The sequence below is a fragment of the Pseudomonas sp. KCJK9000 genome, from assembly GCF_046230725.1.
Classification (GTDB): domain Bacteria; phylum Pseudomonadota; class Gammaproteobacteria; order Pseudomonadales; family Pseudomonadaceae; genus Aquipseudomonas; species Aquipseudomonas promysalinigenes.
Window position 1 is genome coordinate 68498 of record NZ_JBJJLN010000013.1, and the last position, 25803, is coordinate 94300.

Sequence of the window (25803 nt, forward strand, 5' to 3'; positions counted from 1 at the left end):
TTTCAAACCTGGGCGATCCATTTGCGGTGCGTGTGGATCGACATCAAAACGCCAAACGCTGACAGCAGCGTCACCAACGAAGTTCCGCCATAGCTAATGAAGGGCAGCGGCACGCCCACCACGGGCAGCAGGCCACTGACCATGCCGATATTGACGAACACATAAACGAAGAAGGTCATGGTCAAGCTGCCAGCCAGCAACTTACCGAACAGCGTTTGCGCCTGGGCAGTGATCATCAGCCCACGGCCGATCAGCAGCAGGTAGACGATCAACAGCAGACAGATACCCACCAGACCGAACTCTTCACCGAGCACCGCGATGATGAAGTCGGTGTGGCTTTCGGGAAGAAAGTCCAGGTGTGACTGGGTACCCAGCAGCCACCCCTTGCCAAACACGCCACCGGAGCCAATCGCCGCCTTGGACTGGATGATGTTCCAGCCGGTACCCAGGGGGTCGCTCTCGGGGTCCAGGAAGGTCAGAACGCGCTGTTTCTGGTAGTCGTGCATCACGAAGAACCACATCGCCACCGCTACAGGCACCGTTGCTGCCAACACGCTCAGAATCCAGCGCCAGCGCAGGCCACCCATGAACAGCACGAAAGCGCCGGAGGCGAGAATCAGCAGCGCCGTGCCCAGGTCAGGTTGGCGGACGATAAGAATGAATGGCACTCCGATCAACACCAGGCTTATTGCCACGTGTTTCAGGTGCGGCGGCAAGGTACGTTTGGAGAGGTACCAGGCGATGGTCGCCGGCATGATGATCTTGAGAAATTCCGAAGGCTGGAAGCGGATCACCCCGGGGATGTTGATCCAGCGCGTGGCACCCATGGCGTTGTGGCCCATGACATCCACCACCACCAGCAGGAACACCCCCACCAGGTACGCCAACGGCACCCAGCGCGCCATGAAGCGCGGCTCCAACTGGGCGATGACGAACATCGAAACCAGCCCGATGCCGAACGAAGTCGCCTGCTTGAGCAGCAGGTCCCAGTTCTTGCCACTGGCTGAATAGAGCACGAACAGGCTGCCGGCCGCGAGGGTCAGCAGGATGATGAGCAAGGGGCCGTCGATGTGGATGCGCTGCAGGAAGCTGGCGCGTCGACGCATCACGTCCTCGCTTGAGAGCATGCGATCGAAATTGTTCTTCACTGGGCCGTTTCCTGGGCGACGGTGGCAGGCGCGAATTCGCTCTTGAGCCGGCCGCTTTCATCGAGCAGCCAGGCATCCATGATCTGCCGCACCACAGGGGCGGCAACGCCAGAGCCCGACTCGCCGTTCTCGACCATCACCGAGACCACGATCTTCGGATCGTCAGCCGGGGCGAAGGCCACGAACAGCGCGTGGTCGCGGTGGCGTTCCTGGAGTTTGTTACGGTCATACTTCTCGCCCTGCTTGATCGCCACCACCTGGGCGGTGCCGCTCTTGCCGGCAATGCGGTACTGGGCGCCGACCGCTGCCTTGCGCGCAGTACCTCGGGCGTTGTGCATGACCTGTTCCATACCGTGGGTGACCTTGGCCCAGTCGGACTTGTCACGCAGGACGATGTCCTGCATAGGGTTGGGGTCCAGCGGCGCCTGGCCTTCGATGGTCTTGGCCAGGTGTGGGCGGTTCCACACGCCTTTGTTGGCGATCAACGCGGTGGCTTGGGCCAGTTGCAGTGGGGTTGCCTGCATGTAGCCCTGGCCGATCCCGAGGATCAAGGTTTCACCCGGGAACCAGGCCTGACGGCGCGTTGCCCGCTTCCACTCACGCGATGGCATCAGGCCCGGCGACTCCTCGAACATATCCAGGGCAACCTTCTGGCCGATGCCGAATTTGTTCATGTAGCTGGAGAGCCGGTCGATGCCCATCTTGTGGGCAAGGTCGTAGAAGTAGGTGTCGTTGGAGCGCATGATTGCGGTATCCAGGTCTACCCAGCCGTCACCGGTACGGTTCCAGTTACGGTATTTGTGATCGTAGTTGGGCAGCTGGTAATAACCAGGGTCGAACACCCGGCTGCTGGCGTTGACCACGCCACTGTCGAGGCCGGCGATGGCCACCGCAGGCTTGATGGTCGAGCCTGGGGGGTAAAGCCCGCGCAACACACGGTTGAACAGCGGCCGGTCGATCGAGTCGCGCAGCTCGGCGTAGGCTTTGAAACTGATGCCCGTGACGAACAGGTTGGGGTCGAAGCTGGGCTGGCTGACCATGGCCAGTACTTCGCCGGTGCGCGGGTCGAGCGCCACCACGGCGCCACGCCGGCCACCCAGGGCGGCCTCGGCGGCTTCCTGCAGCTTGATGTCCAGGCTCAGCACGATGTCCTTGCCAGGCTTGGGGTCGGTACGCTTGAGCACGCGCAGCACACGGCCGCGGGCATTGGTTTCGACTTCCTCGTAACCCACCTGGCCGTGCAGCTCTGCCTCGTAGAAGCGCTCGATGCCGGTCTTGCCGATATGGTGGGTGCCGCTGTAATTCACAGGGTCGAGCGATTTGAGCTCTTTTTCGTTGATCCGCCCGACGTAACCCACCGAATGGGCGAAATGCGCACCCTGAGGATAATGACGCACCAGTTGGGCGACCACTTCTACCCCTGGGAGGCGGAACTGGTTGACCGCCACCCGAGCGATCTGCTCTTCGTTGAGCTCGAACAGGATAGGCACAGGCTCGAATGGCCGACGCCCCTGCTTCATGCGCTTTTCGAACAGCGCTCGGTCATCTGGGGTCAGCTCCAGCACTTGGACGATGGTGTCCAGCACTTCCTGCCAGTTGCCTGCACGTTCGCGGGTCATCGACAGGCTGAAGCTTGGCCGGTTGTCAGCGATGATCACGCCATTGCGGTCGAAGATCAGCCCACGGGTAGGCGGAATGGGCTGCACATGCACCCGATTGTTTTCCGATAGCGTGGAGTGATAGTCGTACTGGATGATCTGCAGGTAATACAACCGCGCAATCAGCACGCAGATGAGCAGCATCACCGCCACCGCGCCGACCACGACGCGGTTACGCACCAGGCGGGCGTCTTTCTCGTGGTCCTTGAGACGGATCGGCTGCGACATCGGACTGCTTACAGGCTCATTTGTGGTAAGGGTGCCCGGACAAGACTGTCCAGGCGCGGTAGATCTGCTCGCCGATCAGTATCCTTACCAACGGGTGCGGTAGGGTCAGCGGCGATAGCGACCAGCGCTGCTCGGCGCGTGCACAGACCTCAGGCGCCAGCCCCTCCGGGCCGCCCACCATCAAATTCACCGTGCGTGAGTCCAGGCGCCAGCGGTCCAGCTCGCTCGCCAACTGCTCGGTACTCCAGGGCTTGCCATGGACCTCGAGGGTTACGATGCGTTCCCCTGGCTGAACCTTGCTCAGCATGGCCTCGCCCTCCTGACGGATCAGGCGGGCGACATCGGCATTCTTGCCACGGGTATTGAGCGGGATTTCCACCAGCTCCAACGACAGCTCCTGGGGCAGGCGCTTGGCATATTCATGCCAGCCTTCCTCGACCCATTTGGGCATGCGCGAGCCGACCGCGATCAGGCGAAGACGCACGACGCTTCCTTATTCCCGGTCTTTGAGCTTGTCGGTGAAATAGTCGCTGGCGTTTTCCGGGCTGTGGTGCTTGGCATCGGCGGCACGGCTTTGCTCGGCACCCATCCACAGGCGCTCCAGATCATAGAACTGGCGAGCTGCAGCGGTCATCATGTGAACGATGACGTCGTTCAGGTCCAGCAGTACCCAATCACTGTCGCCCTTGCCTTCTTCACCCAGAGGCTGCGCGCCCTGTTTTTTGACCGACTCACGGACCTTTTCCAGCATCGCGTTGATCTGGCGGTTGGAGGTACCGGTGGCAATGATCATGTAATCGGTCAGGCTGTGCTTTTCGCGCACGTCAATGACCTGGATGTCCTGGGCCTTGACGTCTTCCAGGGCGCTGATGGTCAGCTTGACCAGTTCTTCGCCATTGATTTTCTGCTTGCTCATAAAAAACTCTTCAACTCGTTTGGATGAGGCGCCCTCGGGCACCGTCAGTTAGGGGCACGATACAGTTCGTGCGCCTCGATGTAGGCCAGTACGGCGTCCGGCACCAGGAACCTCACCGATTTGCCGCTGGCCAGCAGCTGTCGGATCTGTGTAGCGGACACCGCAAGCGGCGTCTGCCAGATGAACGAAATATTCCCCGCCGGGCCGGACATGGCGGTGGGATCGCTCTCCGAGCGCGCAGCCAGCAGGTTGCGCAACTCGTCAGGGGGTTCAACGTCGGCATCCGGGCGTTGCAGCACCAGGATATGACAGTGTTGCAGCAATTCGTCCCAGCGGTGCCAGGTGGGCAGGCCGCAGAAGGCATCCCAGCCCAACAGCAAGAACAGTTGGTCGTCGGGACCGAGCTCCAGGCGCACCGACTCCAGCGTGTCGATGGTGTACGACGGCTTGTCGCGTTCCAGTTCACGAGCATCGACACTCAGGCAGCTGACGCCCTGCACCGCTTCGCGAACCATTGCCAGGCGGTCTTGTGCCGCTACCTGGGGGGTATCACGGTGCGGCGGGCGGGCGTTGGGCAACAGGCGCAGCTCATCGAGCGCCATGAACTCGGCCACTTCCAGCGCGCTGCGCAGGTGGCCGATGTGCACGGGGTCGAAAGTACCGCCAAGAATGCCGATGCGCCGGACTGCCTGGGCCTTGCTCAACTCAGCAGGACTCCTGGCCGCGCAATTGGCCGTCGCCGATCACCACGTACTTCTCGCAGGTCAAGCCTTCCAGGCCGACAGGGCCGCGGGCGTGCAGCTTGTCGGTGGAAATGCCGATTTCCGCGCCCAGGCCATATTCGAAGCCATCGGCGAAGCAGGTCGGCGTGTTGAGCATCACCGATGCCGAGTCGACCTCAGCCATGAACTGACGGGCCTGGCCCTGGTGCTCGGTGATGATCGAATCGGTGTGGTGAGAGCCGTAGTGGTTGATATGTTCGATGGCCTGGTCCAAACCCTCGACGACACGGATCGAGAGGATCGCGTCGAGGTATTCGGTGTGCCAGTCGTCTTCGCTGGCTGGCTTGGCCTCGATCAATGCGCAGGTCAGCTTGCAGCCACGCAACTCGACACCTTTGTCCTGGAAGCGGCGAGCCATTTCCGGCAGAAAGGCTTCGGCCACGCGCTGGTCGACCAGCAGGGTCTCCATCGCGCCACAGATGCCGTAGCGGTAGGTCTTGGCGTTGAATGCCACGCGCCAGGCCTTGTCCAGCTCGGCGTGCTCAGCCACATAGACGTGGCAGATGCCGTCCAGGTGTTTGATGACCGGCACGCGAGCATCGCGGCTGATGCGCTCGATCAGGCCCCTGCCACCACGCGGCACGATCACATCGACGAACTCGGGCATGCTGATCAGCGCGCCAACCGCCTCGCGGTCGGTGGTCTCAACCACTTGCACCACGGCAGCAGGCAGGCCTGCAGCAGCCAAGCCACGCTGGATACACACTGCGATGGCGCGGTTGGAGTGGATGGCCTCGGAGCCGCCACGCAGGATGGTGGCATTGCCGGACTTCAGGCACAGACTGGCTGCATCGATGGTGACGTTGGGGCGCGACTCGTAGATGATCCCGATCACCCCCAGCGGTACACGCATCTTGCCAACCTGGATGCCCGACGGGCGGTAGCTCATATCGCGGATGGCGCCCACCGGGTCTGGCAAGCTGGCCACCTGGCGCAGGCCGGTGATCATGCCGTCGATCCGAGCCGAAGTCAGCGCAAGACGGTCCAGCAGCGCAGGCTCCAGGCCATTGGCACGGCCTGCGGCCAGGTCCAGTTCGTTGGCTTCAGCGAGCTCGGCGCGCGCGGCGTCCAACGCATCGGCGGCAGCTTGCAAAGCGCGGTTCTTCTGCGCGGTGCTGGCACGTGCGATAACGCGAGAGGCCTGGCGGGCGGCGCGACCCAGGCGGGTCATGTAGTCAAGAACGGACTCAGTCATCGGTTCGGTGTCTTGGCAAAGGGGAAATCGGCTGATTATAACTGCCGCGCAGGTATACGCCCAGCGGCGGGTGGCGGATGGTAGAAAATGGCGTGCAAGTTTCCATAGGAAAGATGTAACTGCACGTCTCGAACCGTCTCGGTTCAGCCTCGATTAAGCCAATCATTGCTATCATCACAGCCTTCATAGTCACGACTCGCCAGCATGTCAGCACCAGCCCCCTGCCCTGCCCGCGCCTTACCGGACAGTTTCTTCGACCGCGACGCCCAGACCTTGGCCAAGGCGTTGCTAGGCAAAGTCATCCGTCATCGCCATGGCAACCTGTGGCTGGCTGCACGCATCATCGAAACCGAAGCTTATTACCTGACCGACAAAGGCAGCCACGCGTCGCTGGGTTACACCGAAAAGCGCAAGGCGCTATTCCTCGATGGCGGGCACATCTACATGTATTACGCCCGCGGCGGCGACTCGCTCAACTTCAGCGCCCACGGCCCAGGCAACGCGGTACTGATCAAATCTGCCTACCCCTGGGTCGATGCCATCTCGGGCGCCGACAGCCTGGCGCAGATGCAACTGAACAACCCCGATGCCAGCGGCAACCTGCGCCCAGCCGAGCGCCTTTGCAGCGGGCAGACCCTGCTGTGCAAGGCCTTGGGCCTGAAAGTCCCGCACTGGGACGGACAACGCTTTGACCCTCAACGCCTTTACGTCGAAGACTGCGCGCTCCCCGTGCCGCAGATCATCCAGGCGCCACGCCTGGGCATCCCCCAGGGGCGCGACGAGCACCTGCCGTATCGCTTCATCGACGCCGCTTTCGCCCGCTTCTGCACGCGGAACCCGCTGCGCCGGGGCCAGCTCGAAGGGCAAGACTTTTTCATCCTCGAACAAGGAAGCTGAAACATGGGCCAATGGCTCGACAGCATCACTGGCTGGCTCAGCGCCAACCCTCAGTGGCTCGGTCTGGCGATCTTTCTGGTGGCGTGCGTGGAATGCCTGGCCATCGCCGGCATCATCGTGCCGGGCACGGTGCTGCTGTTCGCGGTGGCCGTGCTGGCAGGCAGTGGCGCACTGAGCCTGGGGGAAACCTTGCTATTGGGGTTCCTCGGCGGCTTGCTGGGTGATGCGCTGTCTTACACCATCGGCAAGTGCTTTCATCAGAACATCCGCCGCCTGCCGGTGCTGCGCCATCACCCGGAGTGGATCGGCAGTGCCGAGAGCTACTTTCAGCGCTATGGCATCGCAAGCCTACTGGTAGGCCGCTTCATCGGCCCGCTGCGGCCAATGCTGCCGATGGTCGCCGGGATGTTCGACATGCCGCTGCCGCGCTTCATCGCGGTGAGCCTGGTGGCCGGCGCTGGCTGGTCGGTCGCTTACCTGCTGCCAGGCTGGGCGACCGGCGCGGCCATGCGCCTGCCACTGCCAGAAGGCTTCTGGCTGGACGCCGGCATCATCGCGGGGACCTTGGCGGCCTTGATCGGGCTGAGCCTCAACAGCAGCATGCGCGATCAGCGCCACGGTACTCGGCTGATCGCGGGGCTTAGTTTCATTGCGCTGACCGGGGTTTTCCTTGGCTGGCCTTATCTGCACGAATTTGACCAAGGTGTAATGACCCTGGTGCAAGAGCATCGCAGCAAGGCCATCGACGGCGCGGTGGTCATCGTGACCCGCCTGGGCGACTTCAAGACTCAATTCTTCCTGGGCGGCCTGCTGACGGGTCTGCTGTTACTGGCGCGGCAGTGGCGCCATGCGCTTTTTGCAGGCGGCACGCTGATCGGCACGGCGCTGGCCAATGGCACGCTGAAGTGGTTGTTCGCCCGGGCCAGGCCAGAAGTGCTGAGCGAGCCGCTGACCACTTACAGCATGCCCAGCGGCCACAGCTCGGCGTCGTTCGCATTCTTCCTGACCCTGGCGGTGCTGGCAGGGCGCGGCATGCCTGCGCGTTTGCGCCTGACCTGGGTAATGATGGGCTGCATCCCGGCACTGGCGATTGCCTTGTCGCGGGTCTACCTGGGGGTGCATTGGCCAACCGACATCCTGGCAGGGGCTTTGCTGGCTTGCTGCGTGTGTGCGTTGAGCCTGACGCTGGTGCAATACCGCCAACCACTGACGGCAATGCCTTTGCGGGTGTGGTGGTTAGTGCTGCCGGCGTGCATCGCGTTGCTGGCGTTTTTCGCCATGCATTCGCTGCCTCACGCCTTACTCCGTTACCAATATTGAGGCCAGTGCAGCGCACCGCCCCCATTCAGGCGAACAGTTCACCCTGGATCCGCTCAAGCAGCTTCTGGATTTCTTCCAGTCGCTGCCCAGGCGAGCCGATCGCCAACAGGTCGAGCTTGTCTTCTTCAACGAACGGCAGCAAGTACGCCAGCTGGTTGGCCAAGGCTTGGCGACCATCGACGTCCCGCGGCATGTCCAGCGACTCGACCATCGGGTGCTCACCCAGCGCCACCAACAGCGCCAGCAAGTCATCGTCATGCTCGGTGAGCGGACTGTCTGGGTGCTCTGTCAGCCAGTTCACTTCGCCGACCAGCAACTGGTCTTTCTGCACCTCGGTCTGGCTCAGTTCGAAACGCCGCACACCTTCCACACGAATGCCAAGCAGGCCGTTTTCCTGCTGGACGAAATCGCGGATCAATGCCTCGCAGCCAATCGAAGCCACCACCGGTGGGGCTTTACCGACCTGCTCGCCTTCGACGATGCAGACCACGCCAAAGCCGGTACCTTGCTTCATGCAGCGGCCGATCATGTCCAGATAGCGCGCCTCGAAGATCTGCAGGTCCAGCAGGCAACCTGGAAACAACACGGTATTGAGCGGAAACAGCGGTAGCGTCATCACAACTCCTCAAGCCACCAGGCTGACTGCCAACGGCAGGAACACCGCCGTGGCCACCCCCATCAGGCTCATCGCCAACGCGGCAAAGGCGCCGCACTCATCACTTTCCTGCAAGGCCACCGAAGTGCCTACGGCATGGGCCGTCACGCCCAGCGACATGCCACGCGCCTCCGGGCTGTGCACGCCCAACCGGGTCAGCAGCGCCGGGCCGAAGATCGCCCCGATTACGCCGGTGATCAACACGAACACAGCTGCCAGCGCCGCCACACCACCAATTTGTTCGGCCACCAACATGGCGATCGGCGAAGTGACCGACTTGGGTGCCATGGTCATCAGGATCATGTGCTCGGCACCGAACCACCAGCCCAGCAGCAGGCAACAGACCGTGGCGAACAGGCCTCCGATTACCAGCGTAGTAAAGGTCGGCCAAAACAGCTGCCGGATGCGTTTCAGGTTCAGGTACAGCGGCACCGCCAAAGCTACTGTCGCAGGCCCGAGCAGGATATTCATGATCTCGGTGCTCTTGCGATACTCGGCGTAGCTGATGCCGCAGCTCAACAGCACGCCAATCACCAGCAACATTGAAACCAGCACCGGCTGCAGAAAGATCCAACGGGTTTTCTCGAACGCCGCCAGCACGATCTGATAGGCGCCCAGGGTGATACCGATACCGAACAAGGGATGGTGGATGACGGCGTTAACCGCGCCCTGCCAGTCGAGCATCATGACTGCTCCTTATGCCTGCCATGCTGGCGATTGATGAGTTTCTGCATCAGCAGGCCGACGAACGTCAACGTCGCAAGGCAGGAAATCAACAGCGCACCGGCGATTGCCCAAAAGTCTGCGGCGATGTCCTTGGCATACACCATCACCCCCACCGCCGGCGGCACCAGCAGCAGCGGCAAATAGCGCAGCAGGCTACCGGCAGCTTCGTTGAGGGGCTTGCCGACCTCGCCGCGTGCCATGAGAAATACCAGCAGCAGCAACAGGCCGATGATCGGGCCAGGCAGAATCGGCACGCACAAATGATTGAGTGCAGTACCCAGCAATTGAAAAAACACCAGCCAGGTCAAACCACGCAACAGCATAACCATCTCCTTCAAGCATGCCGGCCATTATAAGCACGCACTGCCTGTAAGCCGACATTCGCCAAATCGGGGTTCCTTGACTGAAACGATTCGCCGTGCTCATCTTGTACGCGCGTACCAAATGACAACCTGGAGAGTCGCGATGCCCTATGTACCGGTAACCGAACTTGCAAAGTACGTTGGAAAAGAGCTGGGACGCTCCGACTGGTTGATCATCGACCAGCAGCGCATCAATCTTTTCGCTGAGGCCACTGGTGATTTCCAGTTCATCCATGTCGATCCGCAGAAGGCCGCAAACACCCCGTTCGGCACAACCATTGCTCACGGTTTTCTGACGTTGTCGCTGATTCCCAAGTTGATGGAAGACATCTTGGTGCTTCCTGAGGGGCTGAAGATGGTGGTCAACTACGGGCTCGACAGCGTGCGCTTCATCCAGCCAGTTAAGGTCAACAGTAAGGTGCGGCTGAAGGTCGACCTGGGGCAAGTGACCGAAAAAAAACCAGGGCAATGGCTGCTCAAAGCCACCGCTACCCTGGAGATCGAAGGCGAAGACAAGCCCGCCTACATCGCTGAACCGCTCTCGCTCTGTTTCGTCTGACCAAGGCCAGTCACCGATACCTGCGCCCCAAAATCTGCGGCATACTCGGCAGATCTTTTGCCCGGATTACGCCATGCGTCCCTTGCTCCCCATCGCCCTGACCTTGATGCTCACTGCCTGTGGCGATGGAGAGTCGTTGACCCCACCAGACGCCCGCCTGCCCGATGGCGGGCGGTATCGGGGCCAGGTGATCGATGGTTTGCTCCAGGGGGCTGGGCGAATCGACTACCCCAACGGCAGTTGGTACGCGGGCAATTTCAAGGATGGCCAGTGGCATGGCCAGGGCGAGTGGCACGGCAGCAATGGTGAGGTCTACCGGGGTCAGTTCGATAAAGGGCTGTTCCACGGCCTGGGTGAACTCACTACCCCCGGCAGCCATTATGCGGGTACCTTCAGCCACGGTCGGCGTGACGGTGAAGGTACTCTCAAACAGGTGGATCAGAGCTACCGCGGCCAGTTCAAGGACGACCAGTACGACGGCGCAGGCGAGTTGGAACTGGCCGACGGCAGCCGCTACCAAGGCCTGTTCGCCCGAGGCAAGCCCAATGGCGCGGGCGTGCGCAGCGATGCCAGCGGCAACCGGTTCAGCGGCCGCTTCGTCGATGGCCAATTGCAAGGCAGTGGCACCTACGACAGTGTCGAAGGCGAGCAGTACATCGGTGAATTCAAGGACAACCGCCTCGAAGGTCGAGGCCGCTACGAGAACGCTGACGGCGACGTATGGATTGGTGACTTCAAGGATGGATCCCTGGTCGGCGAAGGCGAATTACTCGGCAGCGACGGCAGCCACTACAAAGGCAGCTTCGTCGACTGGCGCCTGTCTGGCCAAGGCAGCCTGCAGATGCCCGACGGCAGCCAGTATGTCGGGGGTTTCGACAGCGACGCCTACCAGGGCCATGGCAAGCTGACCCTGCCCAATGGGCAAGTCCAGAGCGGCTTTTGGGTCAATGGCGTGCGTGTACGTGATCAAAACGGCAACCTGCTGCCCGACCCGCTGGACTTGGCCCTGCTCAACCAGGGCCGCCTACTGAATGAAGCGATGGCCCAGGTGCCGCGCTCGGCACCCCCAGTGCAGTTGTACAGCCTGGTGCTGGCTGGCGATGGCCAGCAAAGCGTGTTCCTGCGCGAAGCCGACTATGTCAGCAACCTGCTCAAAGTGCGGTTCGGTGCTCGCGGGCAGATCACCCTGGTCAATCATCGCGACCAGATGGCTACTCGCCCCATGGCGACCCGTGAGAACCTGACCCGTGCTGCCCGTACCTTGGCCGAGCGCAGCAGCCCGCAAGACCTGATCTTCATCTACCTGACCAGCCACGGCAGCCAGGACCACCAGCTGGTGCTCGACCAGCCGCGTCTGCAACTGGCTGACCTGTCCGCTGACGAATTGGCCAGTGCCCTAGCTCCGCTTAAAGACCGCGACAAGATAATCGTCATCTCCGCCTGCTATTCAGGTGGCTATATCGCCCCGTTGAAGGATGAGCGCACCCTGATCATGACCGCCGCTCGTGCTGATCGGGTTTCGTTCGGCTGCTCGGAAGAGGCTGATTTCACCTACTTCGGCGATGCCTTGTTCGCCCAGGCGCTGAACCAGACCGACGACCTCAAACAAGCGTTCGAACTCGCGCGTACCAGTGTTGCCGAACGGGAAAGACGGGAAGGTTTCGAAGCCTCCGAACCTCAGATATGGGCACCGCCCGCAGTACTGGCGCACTGGCAGCAACTTCGTCAGCACCAGGCCGAGGAAGCGTTGCGTAATGCAGCACAGGCCAAAGCGCCGCCACAGGAAAAAAAACCTGCCAGGCGCTAAGCTTGTGTGTAACAAGGGAGAGACATCATGTATTTGACGCCTCAGCATGTCCTGCTTGCCGGAGCCACCGGCCTCACCGGTGAGCATCTGCTCGACCGCCTGCTCAACGAGCCCACCATCAGCCGCGTTTTGGCCCCGACCCGCCGGCCGTTGGCCGAGCACCCGCACCTTGAAAACCCAGTAGGTGACCCAGCGGTTTTCCTTCCACAACTGGGCGGCCGTGTCGATATTGCTTATTGCTGCCTGGGCACCACCCTGAAGCAGGCAGGCTCAGAACAGGCATTTCGCGCGGTGGACCTGGACATGGTGGTGGCGTTCAGCAAGCGCGCCCGGGAGATGGGCGCGCGGCATCTGCTGGTGGTCAGTGCGCTTGGGGCCGACCCTAAATCCTCTGTGTTCTACAACCGGGTCAAGGGCGAAATGGAAGAAGCGCTCAAAGCGCAGGACTGGCCCCAACTGACCATCGCGCGGCCGTCGCTGTTGTTGGGCGAACGGATACAACCTCGGCTGGGCGAGCGACTGGCGTCACCCTTGGCCAGGCTGATGCCAGGTAAATATCGCGGCATCGAAGCCTGCACGCTGGCGCGAGCCCTCTGGCGCCTGGCGCTGGAAGAAGAAGACGGTATCCGGATTGTGGAGTCCGACGAACTGCGCAAGCTAGGCAAGCAATAGCCTACAACCCCCCTGTAGCCTGAACCCCCACCCCTGCCGCTGTCAGCAATGACAGGGGCAGGAACAGTGTGTCCAGCAACATGCTGCCGGGCAGATCGAGCTGTGGATAACCTGGAGCATCGGCCCCGAAGCGGTCCTTGGGGCAGCAACCGCCGTTGATGACATACAGGTCCAGTCGGGTGCCGGCATAAACCAACGGAGCTCCAGGCTTGTTGGCATTGAGCGTGCGCACCGTGGCGCAGCCCCCAAGCAAACCGACCGCCAGCGCCGCCACTACCAAGCGCCTCAATCATCCGCCCCGAAATGATGCTCACCCCAGCGCGGCAGCATGTCCTGCGGGATGCTCAGCAAGTTGAGAATGCGCGCCACCACAAAGTCGACCAGGTCATCGATGGTCTGCGGCTGGTGATAGAAGCCCGGCGCTGCCGGCAAAATAACAGCGCCCATCTGTGACAACTTGAGCATGTTTTCCAAGTGAATGGTCGAGAACGGCGCCTCGCGCGGCACGAGGATCAACTGTCGACGCTCCTTGAGCGTAACGTCCGCGGCACGTTCGATCAGGTTGTTGCAGGCCCCGGTGGCGATTGCCGACAACGTGCCGGTAGAGCACGGCACCACCACCATCGCTGCCGGCGCGCCCGAACCCGAAGCCACCGGCGCCATCCAGTCCTCCTTGCCGTAAACGCGGATCTGCCCATCGGCAGCACCCGTGTACTCGGTCAGAAACGCCTGCATGGCCTGTGGCTTGGCTGGCAGCAAAACGTCGGTTTCGGTGGCCATTACCAGTTGCGCGGCTTTGGAGATGAGAAAGTGCACCTCCCGGTCTTCGCGCACCAGGCAATCGAGCAGGCGCAGACCATACTGCGCCCCCGAGGCCCCGGTCATGGCCAAGGTGATGCGTTCCGGCCCGCTCACTTCAGCGCCTCGGCCAGTTTGCCGTGCAGACCACCGAAACCGCCATTGCTCATGATTACTACATGGGTGCCTGGGCGGGCCTGGCCCTTGACCCGCTCGATGATCGCCTCGAGGCTGTCGGCGACCACACTTGGCACCTTGCACTGCGCTGCGGTGCCGGCCAGGTCCCAACCCAGATTGGCCGGCGCGTACCAAATCACCTGGTCGGCATCGTTGACACTCTCTGGCAGGCCGTCACGGTGCGCGCCCAGTTTCATGGAGTTGGAGCGCGGCTCGATGATGGCGATAACCGGTGCCTCGCCAACGCGCTTGCGCAGGCCGTCGAGGGTGGTGGCAATGGCAGTTGGGTGATGGGCGAAATCGTCGTAGATGGTCACGCCCTGCACTTGCGCAACCATCTCCATGCGCCGCTTGACGCTTTTGAAGGCACTCAGCCCGTCGATGCCCAGCGCTGGCGCGACCCCTACGTGGCGAGCGGCGGCCAGCGTGGCCAGGGCGTTGGCGACGTTGTGCTGGCCGGTCAGCGCCCAGTCCACTACACCCTGGACTTGACCGTCGAACAGCACCTCGAAACGCGAACCGTCTGCACTGAGCAGGCGTGCCTGCCATTGCCCCCCTTCCCCGGTGGTTTGCACAGGCGTCCAGCAGCCCATGCCGATCACCCGCTCCAGGGCCTGCTCGGCGGTGGGGTGAATGACCAGACCTTCGCTGGGAATGGTACGCACCAGATGGTGGAACTGTCGCTCGATGGACGCAAGATCCGGGAAGATATCGGCGTGGTCGAACTCAAGGTTGTTGAGGATTGCGGTACGCGGGTGGTAGTGCACGAACTTCGAGCGCTTGTCGAAGAAGGCACTGTCGTATTCATCGGCTTCGACCACGAAAAATGGCGTGTCGCCCAGGCGCGCCGACACCGAGAAGTTTTGCGGCACACCGCCGATCAAAAAGCCTGGGCTCATGCCGGCATGCTCCAACACCCAGGCCAGCATGCTGCTGGTGGTGGTCTTGCCGTGAGTGCCCGCTACAGCCAGCACCCAGCGGCCCTGCAGCACATGGTCGGCCAGCCACTGAGGGCCGGACACATAGGGCAAGCCCTTGTTCAGTACATACTCAACTGCCGGGTTGCCCCGGGACATGGCGTTGCCAATGACCACCAGATCTGGCGCCGGGTCCAGCTGAGCGGGGTCATAGCCCTGGGTCAGCTCGATCCCCTGGGCCTGGAGCTGGGTGCTCATGGGCGGATAGACGTTGGCGTCAGAGCCGGTGACACGGTGGCCGAGCTCTTTGGCCAGCACCGCCAGCGAACCCATGAAAGTGCCGCAAATACCGAGAATGTGAATATGCATGATCGACCTCGCAAAACATCGAGGCAGGGTAGCCCAGGGCGCGAGAATTCGCACCCGGTGTTTTGCTCAGGCGCCCCGGTTGATGCCGTGCTTGCGCAGCTTTCGATACAAGGTGTTGCGGCTGATGCCCAGGTGCTCGGCGACCCGGGTCAGGTGCCAGTGCTTTGCCTCCAAGGTAGCCATAAGGGCTTCACGCTCAGCGTCCTGCAGCACCTCAGTGCCACTACCTGTGGATCGATACCCAGGCCGGGGCGTTTCGCAAGGCAAGGCCGCTTTTTCAGTGGCCTGATTGGCACGAATGATGGCAGGCAGGTCCGAGAACCTGACACAGCTGCCGTCACACAGCGCGACCAAGGTTCGCAATACATTGCGCAACTGCCGCACATTCCCCGGCCAAGCGAAGTCCAGCAGGGCCCGACGCGCATCAGCTGCCAGGTTCACTACCTGCCCGTGCGCCTCCTGGCGTAGCAGCACATCCAGCAACGCCTCCTTGTCAGTACGCTCACGCACTGCAGGCAGGGTTAATTCCAGCCCATTGAGCCGGTAATAAAGGTCTTCGCGAAAACTGCCCTGCGCTACCCGCTCCAGCAAATCACGGTGGGTGGCGCTGATGATGCGCACATCTACAGCGTGCGGCTCGCCGCCGATCGGTACCACCTGGCGTTCTTCCAGCACCCGTAACAAGCGGGTTTGCAAGGCAAGGGGCATGTCGCCGATTTCGTCCAGCAACAACGTGCCGCCATCGGCCTGCAACAACTTGCCACGCATGCCCTCCTTGCGCGCCCCAGTGAAGCTGCCACCGCGATAACCGAACAGCTCACTCTCGATCAAGCTCTCAGGGATCGACGCACAGTTAACCGCCACGAACGGCTTGCTACGGCGCTGACTGGCCTGGTGCACCGCCTGGGCGAAAGCCTCCTTACCGCAACCGGTTTCGCCGCGCAGCAGCAGCGGCACATCGCGTTCGAACACCCGTACTGCGCGCTGAAAGTCGTTTTGCAAGGCCGGGTCCAGCAGGCAGATAGCCGGCTGCGCGGCAGGCCTGGGCTCGGGCAGGCTGGCCGGCACCGCCCACTGCGGCGCACGGGGTTGACCGCGCAAGCTCGCGAACACCTGCCGCCCGTCACGGGTCTGCAACGGCCAGACGGTACTGGCACCGGGTGTGACACGGCTGAACAGCTCGTCGTGGCTGCATGCGAAAAACCTGTCCAGCCCTTTGCCCAGTAAACCGCCGCGCACGCTGCCCAGCAAATTCAAGGCACTTTGATTGGCCGCGCAGATGCGACCATCACCGTCCAATGCCAGCAGCCCTTCGCTGAACTGGCCGACCGACTCGGCCTGCAGGTGAAAGCGCAGCAACCACTGCTGCTCGAAATGGCGCAGGAAGTAACAGCTCTCGATCATCTTCGCCGAAAGGTTGACCAGCGCCATGGTGTGAAATTGGCTTTGGCGCGATACATCCGGCCGCGCCGAAGACACATCGAGCACCGCCAGCAACTCGCCGTGAGGGTCGAAGACCGGGCTCGCCGAACAGGTCAGCCCGGTGTGGCGGCCGCGAAAGTGTTCATTCTGGTGAATGGTCAAGGCCTGGCGCTCGACCAGGCAGGTGCCGATGCCGTTCGTGCCTTCGCGCGCCTCGCTCCAATCTGCGCCAAGCCACAGCCCTGCGCGTTCGAAATCGCGGCGTTCGCCAGGCGCTGTGACACAGTTGAGGATCACCCCGCGGGCATCGGTCAACAACACCGCGTGGCCGGCGCCGGACAGCTGCTGATGCAGGCTGTTCATCTCGCTACCGGCGATGCTCAGTACCTGACGCATGCGTTCGCGGCTCTCGAGCAGGCGGCCATGTTCGAGCACCACCGGCGCCTCGATCACCGACGGGTCGAGGTGATAGTCCTCCAGGCAACGCAGCCATGAGCGCGCAATGGAGGGGTCACTGCCTGCTTCGCCACGGGCAACGGTATGCACCTGCTGGGCATGAAGGCTGAATGCATTGCTCTGCATTTGTTGTTCTCCGCAGATAGAGACTCACTCCAGCATCCTCCACCCGCGCAGGCTTTGCAACGTGCCTGCCCACAACGTGTCGCAAACGGCACAAAGTGTCACGCCAGGGCGTGCCAAGCCTGGTACAGCGTACTGCGGCGCGAGGCCAGAACATGATCCAAGTCATTGATTACACAGGCACGGACCACACTGGCCCAACCTTTGCTCTACGCTTTTCAACTCCTCAACAAACATAACAGCCAGGAGACACACCATGCGTTACGCACATCCCGGTACCGAAGGCGCGAAGATTTCCTTCAAGAGCCGCTACGGCAACTTCATCGGTGGTGAGTTCGTTCCTCCGGTAAAGGGTGAGTACTTCACCAATACTTCCCCGGTCAATGGCCAGCCGATCGCAGAGTTCCCTCGCTCCACTGCCGAAGACATCGATAAAGCGCTGGATGCCGCCCATGCCGCCGCCGACGCCTGGGGCCGCACGTCGGTGCAGGACCGCTCCAATGTTCTGCTGAAAATCGCCGACCGTATCGAACAGAACCTGGAAGCCCTGGCCATTACCGAAACCTGGGACAACGGCAAGCCCATCCGCGAAACTCTCAATGCCGATATCCCGCTAGCGGTGGACCACTTCCGCTACTTCGCCGGCTGCATCCGTGCCCAGGAAGGCGGCGCTGCCGAAATCAACGAAAGCACCGTGGCCTACCATATTCACGAGCCACTGGGCGTGGTCGGGCAGATCATCCCGTGGAACTTCCCGATCCTGATGGCCGCCTGGAAACTTGCGCCGGCACTGGCCGCCGGCAACTGCGTGGTGCTCAAACCGGCCGAGCAGACGCCGCTGGGCATCACCGTACTGGTCGAGCTGATTGGTGACCTGCTGCCCAAGGGCGTGCTCAATGTGGTGCAGGGCTATGGCCGCGAGGCCGGTGAAGCGCTGGCCACCAGCAAACGCATTGCCAAGATCGCATTCACAGGCTCCACGCCGGTCGGCTCGCACATCATGAAATGCGCTGCCGAAAACATCATCCCATCCACCGTCGAACTGGGCGGCAAATCGCCCAACGTGTATTTCGAAGACATCATGCAGGCCGAGCCCAGCTTCATCGACAAAGCCGCCGAGGGCATGGTGCTGGCGTTCTTCAACCAAGGCGAGGTTTGCACCTGCCCATCGCGGGCGCTGGTGCAGGAGTCGATCTACCCGCAGTTCATGGAAGTGGTGATGAAAAAGGTGCTGCAGATCAAGCGCGGCGACCCACTGGACACCGACACCATGGTCGGCGCCCAGGCTTCGCAGCAGCAGTTCGAGAAAATCCTCTCGTACCTCGACATCGCCCAGCAGGAAGGCGCCGAGCTGCTCACTGGCGGCAAGGTGGAAAAACTCGAAGGCTCGCTGGCCACCGGTTACTACATCCAGCCGACCTTGCTCAAAGGCAACAACCGGATGCGCGTGTTCCAGGAAGAAATCTTCGGCCCGGTGGTCAGCGTCACCACCTTCAAAGACGAAGCCGAAGCCCTGGCAATTGCCAACGACACCGAATTCGGCCTCGGTGCTGGCGTATGGACCCGCGACATCAACCGGGCCTACCGCATGGGCCGCGGCATCAAGGCTGGCCGCGTATGGACCAACTGCTATCACCTGTACCCGGCGCACGCCGCGTTCGGTGGTTACAAAAAATCCGGTGTCGGCCGTGAAACCCACAAGATGATGCTCGACCACTACCAGCAGACCAAGAACCTGCTGGTGAGCTACGACATCAACCCGTTGGGCTTCTTCTAAAATCGAGCAGAGGGGCCGCCGAAATGGCGGCCTCGACCGCTCTGGCTCGCTTCCTGCAGTACCCATCACCATCGGCTCGGACACCTTCGGGCCACCAAGAAAAAAAACAGGTGAAACTATGCCAAGCGATCAATCCGCCGGTGTGCCGGCAGGGTCTTCCGTCGACTTCGAGAAGGTCGGGTCAGACTATTTCCAGCAACGTGAACTGAAAAAAGGCGCCGCCGGCTGGGTACTGCTGGTAGGCCTGGGCGTTGCTTATGTGATTTCCGGCGACTATGCCGGCTGGAACTTCGGCCTCGCCCAGGGCGGTTGGGGCGGTATGTTCCTCGCCACATTGCTGATGGCAACCATGTACCTGTGCATGTGTTTCTCGTTGGCCGAACTGTCCTCGATGATCCCCACCGCAGGCGGTGGCTATGGCTTTGCCCGCAGCGCCTTCGGCCCTTGGGGTGGCTTTCTGACCGGCACGGCGATCCTCATCGAATACGCCATCGCACCCGCTGCCATCGCCGTGTTCATCGGCGCTTACTGCCAATCGCTGTTCGGCATCGGCGGTTGGATGATCTACTTGGCGTTTTACATCGTGTTCATCGGCATCCACATCTTCGGCGTGGGCGAAGCCCTGAAGCTGATGTTCATCATCACCGCCGTTGCCGCCATTGCACTGGCAGTGTTCCTGATCAGCATGGTGCCCCATTTTGATGCAGCCAACCTGTTCGACATCGCCCAGACGGGCGCCGTGGGCGCCAGCAGCTTCCTGCCGTTCGGTTATGTCGGCGTATGGGCGGCCATCCCCTATGCCATTTGGTTCTTCCTTGCCGTCGAGGGTGTGCCACTGGCTGCCGAAGAAACCAAGAACCCCAAGCGCGACCTGCCTCGAGGCCTGATTGGCGCCATGCTGGTGTTGCTGGCCTTTGCCCTGCTGATCCTGGTGATCGGCCCAGGCGCGGCAGGCTCCGAAGCCCTCAAGGCCTCCGGCAACCCGCTGGTCGAAGCGCTGGCCAAAGCCTATGGCGGCTCCACCTGGATGGGCAGCTTCGTCAACCTGGTCGGCCTGGCCGGCTTGATCGCCAGCTTCTTCTCGATCATCTATGCGTATTCGCGGCAGATCTTCGCTTTGTCACGTGCCGGCTACCTGCCCCGCAAACTGTCGGAAACCAACAAGAGCAAGGCCCCGGTAATGGCCCTGGTGATTCCGGGCATCATCGGCTTTGCGCTGTCGCTAACCGGCCAGGGTGATCTGCTGATCCTGGTGGCGGTATTCGGTGCCACACTGTCCTATGTACTGATGATGGCTGCGCACATCACCCTGCGCATCCGCCGGCCGAAAATGGAACGCCCCTATCGCACCCCCGGCGGCATCTTCACCTCGGGCCTGGCCTTGGTGCTGGCCTGCATCGCTGTGGTCGCGGGCTTCCTGGTGGACCCACGGGTGGTGATTGGCGCGGCGGTGATCTATGCAGTACTGATTGCCTATTTTGCGTTCTACAGCCGCCACCACCTGGTTGCGGGCACACCGGAAGAGGAATTCGCAGCGATCCAAAAGGCCGAAGAGGCACTGCACTGATCGCTGCTACCTGCCGCGGGCAAGCCCGCGGCTCTGGAGATTCTGTATGGCAAGTTTCGTACACACGGTAGGCAACCTGGTCTACCGCTTCGATAGCCTCAAGGACGTGATGGCCAAGGCCAGCCCGGCTCGCTCGGGCGACTTTCTGGCTGGCGTCGCCGCTACCAACGACGGCGAGCGGGTGGCCGCGCAAATGGCCTTGGCGAACATTCCACTGACGCATTTTCTCAACGAGGCGCTGATCCCCTACGAACAGGACGAGATCACCCGGCTGATACTCGACACCCACGACGCCCAGGCTTTTGCCCCCGTCAGCCACCTCACCGTGGGCGGCCTACGTGACTGGCTGCTCAGCGACGAAGCCAACGAGCAAAGCCTACGTGCGTTGGCGCCAGGCCTGACCCCGGAAATGGCTGCAGCGGTATCGAAGATCATGCGCGTCCAGGACCTGGTGCTGGTAGCGCAGAAAATCCGCGTGGTCACCCAGTTCCGCGGCACCATGGGCCTGCGCGGGCGCCTGTCGACCCGCCTGCAGCCCAACCACCCGACCGACGAGCCGGCAGGGATTGCCGCCAGCATCCTTGACGGCCTGCTCTACGGCAACGGCGATGCCATGATCGGCATCAACCCGGCCACCGACAGCATCGCCTCGATCTGCGCCCTGTTGGAAATGCTCGACGCCATCATCCAGCGCTACGACATTCCCACCCAGGCCTGCGTGCTCACCCACGTCACCACTTCGATCGAGGCAATCAACCGAGGGGTGCCGCTGGATTTGGTGTTCCAGTCGATTGCCGGCACCGAGGCGGCCAACGCCGGCTTTGGCATCAACCTCAACGTATTGCAGGAAGGGTACGAAGCGGGGTTGTCGCTCAAACGCGGCACCCTGGGGCAGAACCTCATGTACTTCGAAACCGGCCAGGGCAGCGCCCTGTCGGCCAACGCTCACCATGGGGTCGACCAACAGACCTGCGAAACCCGCGCCTACGCCGTGGCCCGCCACTTCAAGCCGTTTTTGGTCAACACCGTGGTCGGCTTCATCGGGCCTGAATACCTTTACAACGGTAAGCAGATCATCCGCGCCGGGCTCGAAGACCATTTCTGCGGCAAGCTGCTGGGCGTGCCCATGGGCTGCGACATCTGCTACACCAACCACGCCGAAGCCGACCAGGACGACATGGATACCCTGCTGACCCTGCTGGGCGTGGCTGGGATCAACTTCATCATGGGCATCCCCGGCTCCGACGACATCATGCTCAACTACCAGACCACCTCATTTCACGACGCGCTGTACGCGCGCCAGACCTTGGGCCTGAAGCCTGGGCCGGAATTCGAAGCCTGGCTGCAACGCACCGGCATCTTCACCCAGGCCGATGGCCGCGTGCGGTTTGGCGACAACCTGCCGCCGGCATTCCGCCAGGCCTTGGCACAGCTGGCATAGGAGTTTAACCATGGCAGACCCGACTCCCTCCACGACCCCACCAAGCCCCTGGCTGGCCCTGCGCGAGCTGACGCCCGCACGCATCGCCCTGGGCCGCAGCGGCACCAGCCTGCCCACAGGGGCACAACTGGACTTCCAGTTCGCCCACGCTCAAGCCCGCGACGCGGTACACCTGCCGTTCGACCACGCCGCCCTGAGCGAACAGCTCAGAGATCGAGGCCGCGACAGCCTGGTGCTGCACAGCGCCGCCGCCGACCGCCACCAGTACCTGCAACGGCCAGACCTGGGGCGGCGCCTGAACGATGAATCGGCCGAACGCCTGCGCCAACACGCCATGGCCCATTCAGGCGGCGTCGACTTGGCAATCGTGGTTGCCGATGGCCTCTCGGCGCTGGCCGTACACCGCCACACCCTGCCCTTTCTAACGCGTTTCGAGGAGCAGGCCGCAGCCGATGGCTGGAGCAGCGCCCCTGTGGTGCTGGTGCAGCAAGGGCGGGTTGCGGTGGCCGACGAAGTCGGTCAATTGCTCGGCGCACGCATGACGGTGATGCTCATTGGCGAGCGCCCAGGGCTCAGCTCGCCTGACAGCCTCGGGCTTTACTTCACCTATGGGCCTAAAGTCGGCCTGACAGATGCCTACCGCAACTGCATCTCCAATATCCGCCTGGAGGGCCTGAGTTACGGCATGGCAGCCCACCGCTTGCTATACCTGATGCGCGAAGCGTGCCGGCGCCAGCTTTCCGGAGTGAATCTGAAGGATGAAGCCGAGGTCCATAGCATCGACAGCGAACACGCAACTACTGCGCGGGGTAACTTCCTGCTCGGTGAGCGTTAACGGATCTGTCACGCAAGGCCGATTGCACTGACGGCCAGCAATGGGGCAGCATCCCCATGAACGCTGCGGGCATTCCGCTGTTTCCCCAAATGGACTCTGAGGGCCGCACATGCGCATCATCAAGGCAACCCTGCAACACCTCGATCTGCTGACTCCACTGTTCGTCAGGTACCGCGAGTTCTATGGGCAGCTTCCGTATCCTGACAGCTCACGTGCGTTCCTGGAAAAACGCATCGAACGCGACGAGTCGGTCATTTATCTTGCGCTGGCGGATGACGACGACAACAAGTTGCTTGGCTTCTGCCAGCTGTACCCCAGTTACTCATCGCTGTCGCTCAAACGCGTGTGGATCCTCAACGATATCTTCGTTGCCGAAGACTCTCGGCGCATGCTGGTCGCCGACCACCTGATGCGCGAGGCCAAGAAAATGGCCAAAGATACCCAGGCTGTGCGCATGCGGGTCTCGACCAGTGCCGACAACGAGGCGGCTCGCAAGACCTATGAGTCCATTGGCTTTCGCAAGGACACCGAGTTCGAGAGCTACGTGTTGCCGATCAGTCAGGATTGACCTGTAACCGAGCTGTTCGCGGGTTCACCCGCGAAAGGATCGCAGCGGGTTCGCGCAGTAACCCCCCGCTACAAACTCAACAGGCAGATTTGCAACTTCGCCGTATAATGCCCCGACCTGTCGTGTATGAAATATTACCTGCCGACAGGTCATCATGCCGTCGCCCAGGGCATTGTCCGTCATCGCATGCCCGTCAAGCGGGTCAAGAACACAGGTGTTGTACATGGAATTCAACCCGCTGGACTTAATCCTGCATCTCGATGCCTACCTCGATCTGCTGGTCACCAACTACGGCCCGTGGATCTACGCCATCCTGTTCGCCGTCATCTTCTGCGAGACTGGCTTGGTAGTGATGCCATTCCTGCCGGGCGACTCGCTACTGTTCATCGCTGGCGCCGTCGCCGCCGGCGGGGGCATGGACCCAGTCCTGCTGGCGGGGCTGCTGATGGCCGCAGCCATTCTGGGCGACAGCACCAATTACATCATCGGCCGTACCACGGGCGAAAAGCTGTTCAGCAACCCCAATTCGAAGATCTTCCGCCGCGACTACCTGCAGCGCACCCACGACTTCTATGAACGCCATGGCGGCAAGACCGTGACCATGGCGCGCTTCCTGCCCATCCTGCGCACCTTCGCCCCGTTCGTGGCCGGTATCGCGCACATGCACTACCCGCGTTTCCTGGGCTTCAGCGTGGCTGGCTCGCTACTGTGGGTCGGCGGCCTGGTAACCCTGGGCTACTTCTTCGGCAATGTGCCGTTCATCAAACAACACCTGTCGCTGATGGTGGTTGGCATCATCGTGCTTTCGCTGGTACCGATGATCCTCGGGTTGCTGCGTGGCCGCCTGGGTCGCACCGCCAAGGCTCACTGATAGCAACCATGTGGTCTTTCAGCGCCTGGCGGCGTAAGCGCACCCTGGCACGCTACCCGATCGAACCACGGCAATGGCAGGCGATCCGCGATCGCTTGCCGATCCTCGATGGAATCAGCGAGGCCGAAGACCAGTGGCTGCGCGAGGCCTGCATCCTGTTCCTGCTCGACAAGCATTTGACCACCCTGCCTGGGGTCGAGCTCGACGATGAACAACGCCTGTTTCTTGCCGCCCAAGCCCAGTTGCCGCTGCTGCATCTGGGTGAGCTGAACTGGTATCAAGGCTTTCACGAAATCGTACTGTACCCCGATGACTTCAAAAGCCCGCAGCGCCACCGGGACGCCAGTGGCGTGGAGCATGTGTGGGATGCCGAACACAGTGGTGAAGCCTGGCAGCAGGGGCCAATCATCCTGGCCTGGGCCGGTGTGCTGGCCAGTGGTGGCTGGGAAGCCTACAACCTGGTGATCCACGAGCTGGCGCACAAGCTCGACATGCTCAATGGCGATGCCAACGGCCTGCCGCCACTGCACCCGGATATGCACGTGCAGGACTGGGCAGCCGCCATGCAGCAGGCCTACGACGACCTCAATCGCCAGCTGGACGCTGACCCCAATGCGCAAACGGCCATCGACCCTTATGCGGCAGAAAACCCCGCAGAATTCTTTGCCGTTACCAGCGAATACTTCTTCACTGCACCCGACCTGCTGCATCAGGCTTATCCACAGGTGTATCGGCAACTGTCGCAATTCTACCGGCAGGATCCACTGGCCCGCCTGACCCGGTTGCAAGCCGAGCACCCCGAGTACCGCGAACACCACGGGTGATGGGCCCGCACATCAGGCCAGGCGTGGCATGGCGGTGTGGAATATGCCTATAATCGCCGCCACTTTTTGAGCAAACACGGGGGCACTGCCCAATGAGCTACAGCAAGATTCCGGCTGGTAAAGACCTGCCGAACGACATCTACGTCGCCATCGAAATCCCGGCCAACCACGCGCCGATCAAATACGAAATCGACAAGGACAGCGATACCCTGTTCGTCGATCGTTTCATGGCCACCCCGATGTTCTACCCGGCCAACTACGGGTTCATTCCGAACACTCTGGCCGATGACGGTGATCCGCTGGACGTGCTGGTTGTCACTCCTTACCCAGTAGCCCCAGGCTCGGTCATCCGCGCCCGCCCGGTCGGCGTGCTGAACATGACCGACGACGGCGGCGGCGACGCCAAGGTCATCGCTGTGCCTCACGACAAGCTGAGCCAGCTGTACGTAGACGTCAAGGAATACACCGACCTGCCAGCCCTGCTGATCCAGCAGATCGAGCACTTCTTCGCGAACTACAAAGACCTGGAGAAGGGCAAGTGGGTCAAGATCGAAGGCTGGGAAGGCGCCGACGCCGCCCGCGCTGCGATCACCAAATCGGTCGCTGCCTACAAAGGCTGATACCGTTGTGCTGAAAAAACCTCGCTTAGGCGTAGTGCTGTTCACTTAAGCATTTGAGTCTAGGCTTGGGGTCGAAAAATCCGATACCAGCGATCTGGTGTCGGATTTTTTTT

26 protein-coding genes are annotated in these 25803 nt (G+C 61.8%); 13 read left to right on the plus strand and 13 right to left on the minus strand.

Annotated features, from left to right (window positions below):
* Nucleotides 1-2 precede the first annotated feature (2 nt).
* From rodA to ACK59H_RS08635, 6 genes are read right to left on the minus strand one after another with little or no spacing between them, the layout of a single operon-like run.
* A complete protein-coding gene (rodA, locus tag ACK59H_RS08610; protein WP_050437190.1) occupies nucleotides 3-1106 on the minus strand; it encodes a rod shape-determining protein RodA in 1104 nt (367 codons plus the stop codon).
* A gap of 38 nt (nucleotides 1107-1144) precedes the next feature.
* The gene (gene mrdA, locus ACK59H_RS08615; RefSeq protein WP_060479214.1) at nucleotides 1145-3034 is read right to left on the minus strand and encodes a penicillin-binding protein 2; all 1890 of its coding nucleotides are present in this window, start codon (nucleotides 3032-3034) and stop codon (nucleotides 1145-1147) included.
* A 16-nt stretch (nucleotides 3035-3050) separates the two neighbouring features.
* On the minus strand, nucleotides 3051-3518 hold the full coding sequence (rlmH, locus tag ACK59H_RS08620) for a 23S rRNA (pseudouridine(1915)-N(3))-methyltransferase RlmH (RefSeq protein ID WP_060479215.1): 468 nt from the start codon (nucleotides 3516-3518) through the stop codon (nucleotides 3051-3053).
* 9 nt (nucleotides 3519-3527) lie between these two features.
* Nucleotides 3528-3950, minus strand: coding sequence for a ribosome silencing factor (gene rsfS / locus ACK59H_RS08625; RefSeq protein ID WP_060479216.1), 423 nt, complete (start codon nucleotides 3948-3950; stop codon nucleotides 3528-3530).
* Between the two features lie 44 nt (nucleotides 3951-3994).
* The gene (gene nadD / locus ACK59H_RS08630) at nucleotides 3995-4654 is read right to left on the minus strand and encodes a nicotinate-nucleotide adenylyltransferase (protein WP_060479217.1); all 660 of its coding nucleotides are present in this window, start codon (nucleotides 4652-4654) and stop codon (nucleotides 3995-3997) included.
* Nucleotide 4655: 1 nt separating this feature from the next.
* A complete protein-coding gene (locus ACK59H_RS08635) occupies nucleotides 4656-5927 on the minus strand; it encodes a glutamate-5-semialdehyde dehydrogenase (protein ID WP_060479218.1) in 1272 nt (423 codons plus the stop codon).
* Nucleotides 5928-6131: 204 nt separating this feature from the next.
* Between ACK59H_RS08635 and ACK59H_RS08640 the strand changes: the two genes are divergently transcribed.
* Together ACK59H_RS08640 and ACK59H_RS08645 are read left to right on the plus strand one after the other, a co-directional pair.
* Nucleotides 6132-6824, plus strand: coding sequence for a DNA-3-methyladenine glycosylase (locus tag ACK59H_RS08640; protein ID WP_060479219.1), 693 nt, complete (start codon nucleotides 6132-6134; stop codon nucleotides 6822-6824).
* A 3-nt stretch (nucleotides 6825-6827) separates the two neighbouring features.
* Nucleotides 6828-8144: a bifunctional DedA family/phosphatase PAP2 family protein gene (locus tag ACK59H_RS08645; RefSeq protein WP_060479220.1), complete on the plus strand. Its 1317-nt coding sequence runs from the start codon at nucleotides 6828-6830 to the stop codon at nucleotides 8142-8144.
* A 25-nt stretch (nucleotides 8145-8169) separates the two neighbouring features.
* Here the strand turns inward: ACK59H_RS08645 and ACK59H_RS08650 are convergent, their stop codons facing one another.
* Genes ACK59H_RS08650 through ACK59H_RS08660 form a run of 3 tightly spaced genes read right to left on the minus strand, consistent with a single transcriptional unit; the run spans nucleotide 8170 to nucleotide 9848 of the window.
* Complete coding sequence (locus ACK59H_RS08650) at nucleotides 8170-8760, minus strand: LON peptidase substrate-binding domain-containing protein (protein WP_060479221.1); 591 nt, start codon at nucleotides 8758-8760, stop codon at nucleotides 8170-8172.
* Nucleotides 8761-8769: 9 nt separating this feature from the next.
* The gene (locus tag ACK59H_RS08655; RefSeq protein WP_060479222.1) at nucleotides 8770-9486 is read right to left on the minus strand and encodes an LrgB family protein; all 717 of its coding nucleotides are present in this window, start codon (nucleotides 9484-9486) and stop codon (nucleotides 8770-8772) included.
* Nucleotides 9483-9848 carry a CidA/LrgA family protein gene (locus tag ACK59H_RS08660; protein WP_060479223.1) on the minus strand — a complete coding sequence of 122 codons (366 nt, stop codon included), beginning with the start codon at nucleotides 9846-9848 and terminating at the stop codon, nucleotides 9483-9485. Before ACK59H_RS08660 ends, ACK59H_RS08655 begins: the two co-directional genes overlap by 4 nt.
* Before the next feature lie 142 nt (nucleotides 9849-9990).
* Here ACK59H_RS08660 and ACK59H_RS08665 point away from each other — a divergent pair, with 142 nt between their 5' ends.
* The 3 genes from ACK59H_RS08665 (at nucleotide 9991) to ACK59H_RS08675 (ending at nucleotide 12925) form a co-directional block, all read left to right on the plus strand.
* Nucleotides 9991-10446, plus strand: coding sequence for a MaoC family dehydratase (locus ACK59H_RS08665; protein ID WP_060479224.1), 456 nt, complete (start codon nucleotides 9991-9993; stop codon nucleotides 10444-10446).
* 73 nt (nucleotides 10447-10519) lie between these two features.
* Nucleotides 10520-12253, plus strand: a complete 1734-nt coding sequence (locus ACK59H_RS08670) for a C13 family peptidase (RefSeq protein WP_060479225.1) — start codon at nucleotides 10520-10522, stop codon at nucleotides 12251-12253.
* 27 nt (nucleotides 12254-12280) lie between these two features.
* On the plus strand, nucleotides 12281-12925 hold the full coding sequence (locus ACK59H_RS08675) for an oxidoreductase (protein WP_060479226.1): 645 nt from the start codon (nucleotides 12281-12283) through the stop codon (nucleotides 12923-12925).
* A 1-nt stretch (nucleotide 12926) separates the two neighbouring features.
* Here the strand turns inward: ACK59H_RS08675 and ACK59H_RS08680 are convergent, their stop codons facing one another.
* The 4 genes from ACK59H_RS08680 to ACK59H_RS08695 all read right to left on the minus strand — a co-directional run bounded on the left by ACK59H_RS08680 (nucleotide 12927) and on the right by ACK59H_RS08695 (nucleotide 17190).
* Complete coding sequence (locus tag ACK59H_RS08680) at nucleotides 12927-13214, minus strand: YceK/YidQ family lipoprotein (RefSeq protein WP_060479227.1); 288 nt, start codon at nucleotides 13212-13214, stop codon at nucleotides 12927-12929.
* A complete protein-coding gene (gene ubiX, locus ACK59H_RS08685; protein ID WP_060479228.1) occupies nucleotides 13211-13840 on the minus strand; it encodes a flavin prenyltransferase UbiX in 630 nt (209 codons plus the stop codon). The genes ACK59H_RS08680 and ubiX overlap by 4 nt, the downstream gene beginning before the upstream one ends.
* Nucleotides 13837-15186 (minus strand): UDP-N-acetylmuramate:L-alanyl-gamma-D-glutamyl-meso-diaminopimelate ligase, encoded by a 1350-nt coding sequence (gene mpl, locus ACK59H_RS08690; protein WP_060479229.1) that lies wholly within the window; start codon nucleotides 15184-15186, stop codon nucleotides 13837-13839. The genes ubiX and mpl overlap by 4 nt, the downstream gene beginning before the upstream one ends.
* 66 nt (nucleotides 15187-15252) lie before the next feature.
* Nucleotides 15253-17190, minus strand: a complete 1938-nt coding sequence (locus ACK59H_RS08695; RefSeq protein ID WP_060479230.1) for a sigma-54-dependent Fis family transcriptional regulator — start codon at nucleotides 17188-17190, stop codon at nucleotides 15253-15255.
* A gap of 253 nt (nucleotides 17191-17443) precedes the next feature.
* Between ACK59H_RS08695 and ACK59H_RS08700 the strand changes: the two genes are divergently transcribed.
* The 8 genes from ACK59H_RS08700 to ppa all read left to right on the plus strand — a co-directional run bounded on the left by ACK59H_RS08700 (nucleotide 17444) and on the right by ppa (nucleotide 25690).
* Nucleotides 17444-18964, plus strand: a complete 1521-nt coding sequence (locus tag ACK59H_RS08700; RefSeq protein ID WP_186478754.1) for an aldehyde dehydrogenase family protein — start codon at nucleotides 17444-17446, stop codon at nucleotides 18962-18964.
* Between the two features lie 118 nt (nucleotides 18965-19082).
* A complete protein-coding gene (eat, locus tag ACK59H_RS08705) occupies nucleotides 19083-20531 on the plus strand; it encodes an ethanolamine permease (protein WP_060479232.1) in 1449 nt (482 codons plus the stop codon).
* Nucleotides 20532-20577: 46 nt separating this feature from the next.
* Nucleotides 20578-21972, plus strand: coding sequence for an ethanolamine ammonia-lyase subunit EutB (locus ACK59H_RS08710; protein WP_060479233.1), 1395 nt, complete (start codon nucleotides 20578-20580; stop codon nucleotides 21970-21972).
* Between the two features lie 10 nt (nucleotides 21973-21982).
* Complete coding sequence (eutC, locus tag ACK59H_RS08715) at nucleotides 21983-22807, plus strand: ethanolamine ammonia-lyase subunit EutC (protein ID WP_060479234.1); 825 nt, start codon at nucleotides 21983-21985, stop codon at nucleotides 22805-22807.
* A 109-nt stretch (nucleotides 22808-22916) separates the two neighbouring features.
* Nucleotides 22917-23375 carry a GNAT family N-acetyltransferase gene (locus ACK59H_RS08720; protein ID WP_060479235.1) on the plus strand — a complete coding sequence of 153 codons (459 nt, stop codon included), beginning with the start codon at nucleotides 22917-22919 and terminating at the stop codon, nucleotides 23373-23375.
* 223 nt (nucleotides 23376-23598) lie between these two features.
* Complete coding sequence (locus tag ACK59H_RS08725) at nucleotides 23599-24246, plus strand: DedA family protein (protein ID WP_060479237.1); 648 nt, start codon at nucleotides 23599-23601, stop codon at nucleotides 24244-24246.
* Nucleotides 24247-24254: 8 nt separating this feature from the next.
* Nucleotides 24255-25070 carry a zinc-dependent peptidase gene (locus tag ACK59H_RS08730; RefSeq protein WP_060479238.1) on the plus strand — a complete coding sequence of 272 codons (816 nt, stop codon included), beginning with the start codon at nucleotides 24255-24257 and terminating at the stop codon, nucleotides 25068-25070.
* Nucleotides 25071-25162: 92 nt separating this feature from the next.
* The gene (gene ppa / locus ACK59H_RS08735; protein ID WP_003255365.1) at nucleotides 25163-25690 is read left to right on the plus strand and encodes an inorganic diphosphatase; all 528 of its coding nucleotides are present in this window, start codon (nucleotides 25163-25165) and stop codon (nucleotides 25688-25690) included.
* Nucleotides 25691-25803: the final 113 nt, after the last annotated feature.

Excerpts from the sequence above, each read along its gene's own strand:
- rodA (WP_050437190.1), bottom strand. The coding sequence starts at position 1,106 with ATGCGTCGACGCGCCAGCTTCCTGCAGCGCATCCACATCGACGGCCCC.
- mrdA (WP_060479214.1), bottom strand. The coding sequence starts at position 3,034 with ATGTCGCAGCCGATCCGTCTCAAGGACCACGAGAAAGACGCCCGCCTG.
- rsfS (WP_060479216.1), bottom strand. The coding sequence starts at position 3,950 with ATGAGCAAGCAGAAAATCAATGGCGAAGAACTGGTCAAGCTGACCATC.
- ACK59H_RS08635 (WP_060479218.1), bottom strand. The coding sequence starts at position 5,927 with ATGACTGAGTCCGTTCTTGACTACATGACCCGCCTGGGTCGCGCCGCC.
- ACK59H_RS08640 (WP_060479219.1), top strand. The coding sequence starts at position 6,132 with ATGTCAGCACCAGCCCCCTGCCCTGCCCGCGCCTTACCGGACAGTTTC.
- ACK59H_RS08645 (WP_060479220.1), top strand. The coding sequence starts at position 6,828 with ATGGGCCAATGGCTCGACAGCATCACTGGCTGGCTCAGCGCCAACCCT.
- ACK59H_RS08650 (WP_060479221.1), bottom strand. The coding sequence starts at position 8,760 with ATGACGCTACCGCTGTTTCCGCTCAATACCGTGTTGTTTCCAGGTTGC.
- ACK59H_RS08655 (WP_060479222.1), bottom strand. The coding sequence starts at position 9,486 with ATGATGCTCGACTGGCAGGGCGCGGTTAACGCCGTCATCCACCATCCC.
- ACK59H_RS08660 (WP_060479223.1), bottom strand. The coding sequence starts at position 9,848 with ATGCTGTTGCGTGGTTTGACCTGGCTGGTGTTTTTTCAATTGCTGGGT.
- ACK59H_RS08665 (WP_060479224.1), top strand. The coding sequence starts at position 9,991 with ATGCCCTATGTACCGGTAACCGAACTTGCAAAGTACGTTGGAAAAGAG.
- ACK59H_RS08670 (WP_060479225.1), top strand. The coding sequence starts at position 10,520 with ATGCGTCCCTTGCTCCCCATCGCCCTGACCTTGATGCTCACTGCCTGT.
- ACK59H_RS08675 (WP_060479226.1), top strand. The coding sequence starts at position 12,281 with ATGTATTTGACGCCTCAGCATGTCCTGCTTGCCGGAGCCACCGGCCTC.
- mpl (WP_060479229.1), bottom strand. The coding sequence starts at position 15,186 with ATGCATATTCACATTCTCGGTATTTGCGGCACTTTCATGGGTTCGCTG.
- ACK59H_RS08695 (WP_060479230.1), bottom strand. The coding sequence starts at position 17,190 with ATGCAGAGCAATGCATTCAGCCTTCATGCCCAGCAGGTGCATACCGTT.
- ACK59H_RS08700 (WP_186478754.1), top strand. The coding sequence starts at position 17,444 with ATGCGTTACGCACATCCCGGTACCGAAGGCGCGAAGATTTCCTTCAAG.
- eat (WP_060479232.1), top strand. The coding sequence starts at position 19,083 with ATGCCAAGCGATCAATCCGCCGGTGTGCCGGCAGGGTCTTCCGTCGAC.
- ACK59H_RS08710 (WP_060479233.1), top strand. The coding sequence starts at position 20,578 with ATGGCAAGTTTCGTACACACGGTAGGCAACCTGGTCTACCGCTTCGAT.
- eutC (WP_060479234.1), top strand. The coding sequence starts at position 21,983 with ATGGCAGACCCGACTCCCTCCACGACCCCACCAAGCCCCTGGCTGGCC.
- ACK59H_RS08720 (WP_060479235.1), top strand. The coding sequence starts at position 22,917 with ATGCGCATCATCAAGGCAACCCTGCAACACCTCGATCTGCTGACTCCA.
- ACK59H_RS08725 (WP_060479237.1), top strand. The coding sequence starts at position 23,599 with ATGGAATTCAACCCGCTGGACTTAATCCTGCATCTCGATGCCTACCTC.
- ACK59H_RS08730 (WP_060479238.1), top strand. The coding sequence starts at position 24,255 with ATGTGGTCTTTCAGCGCCTGGCGGCGTAAGCGCACCCTGGCACGCTAC.
- ppa (WP_003255365.1), top strand. The coding sequence starts at position 25,163 with ATGAGCTACAGCAAGATTCCGGCTGGTAAAGACCTGCCGAACGACATC.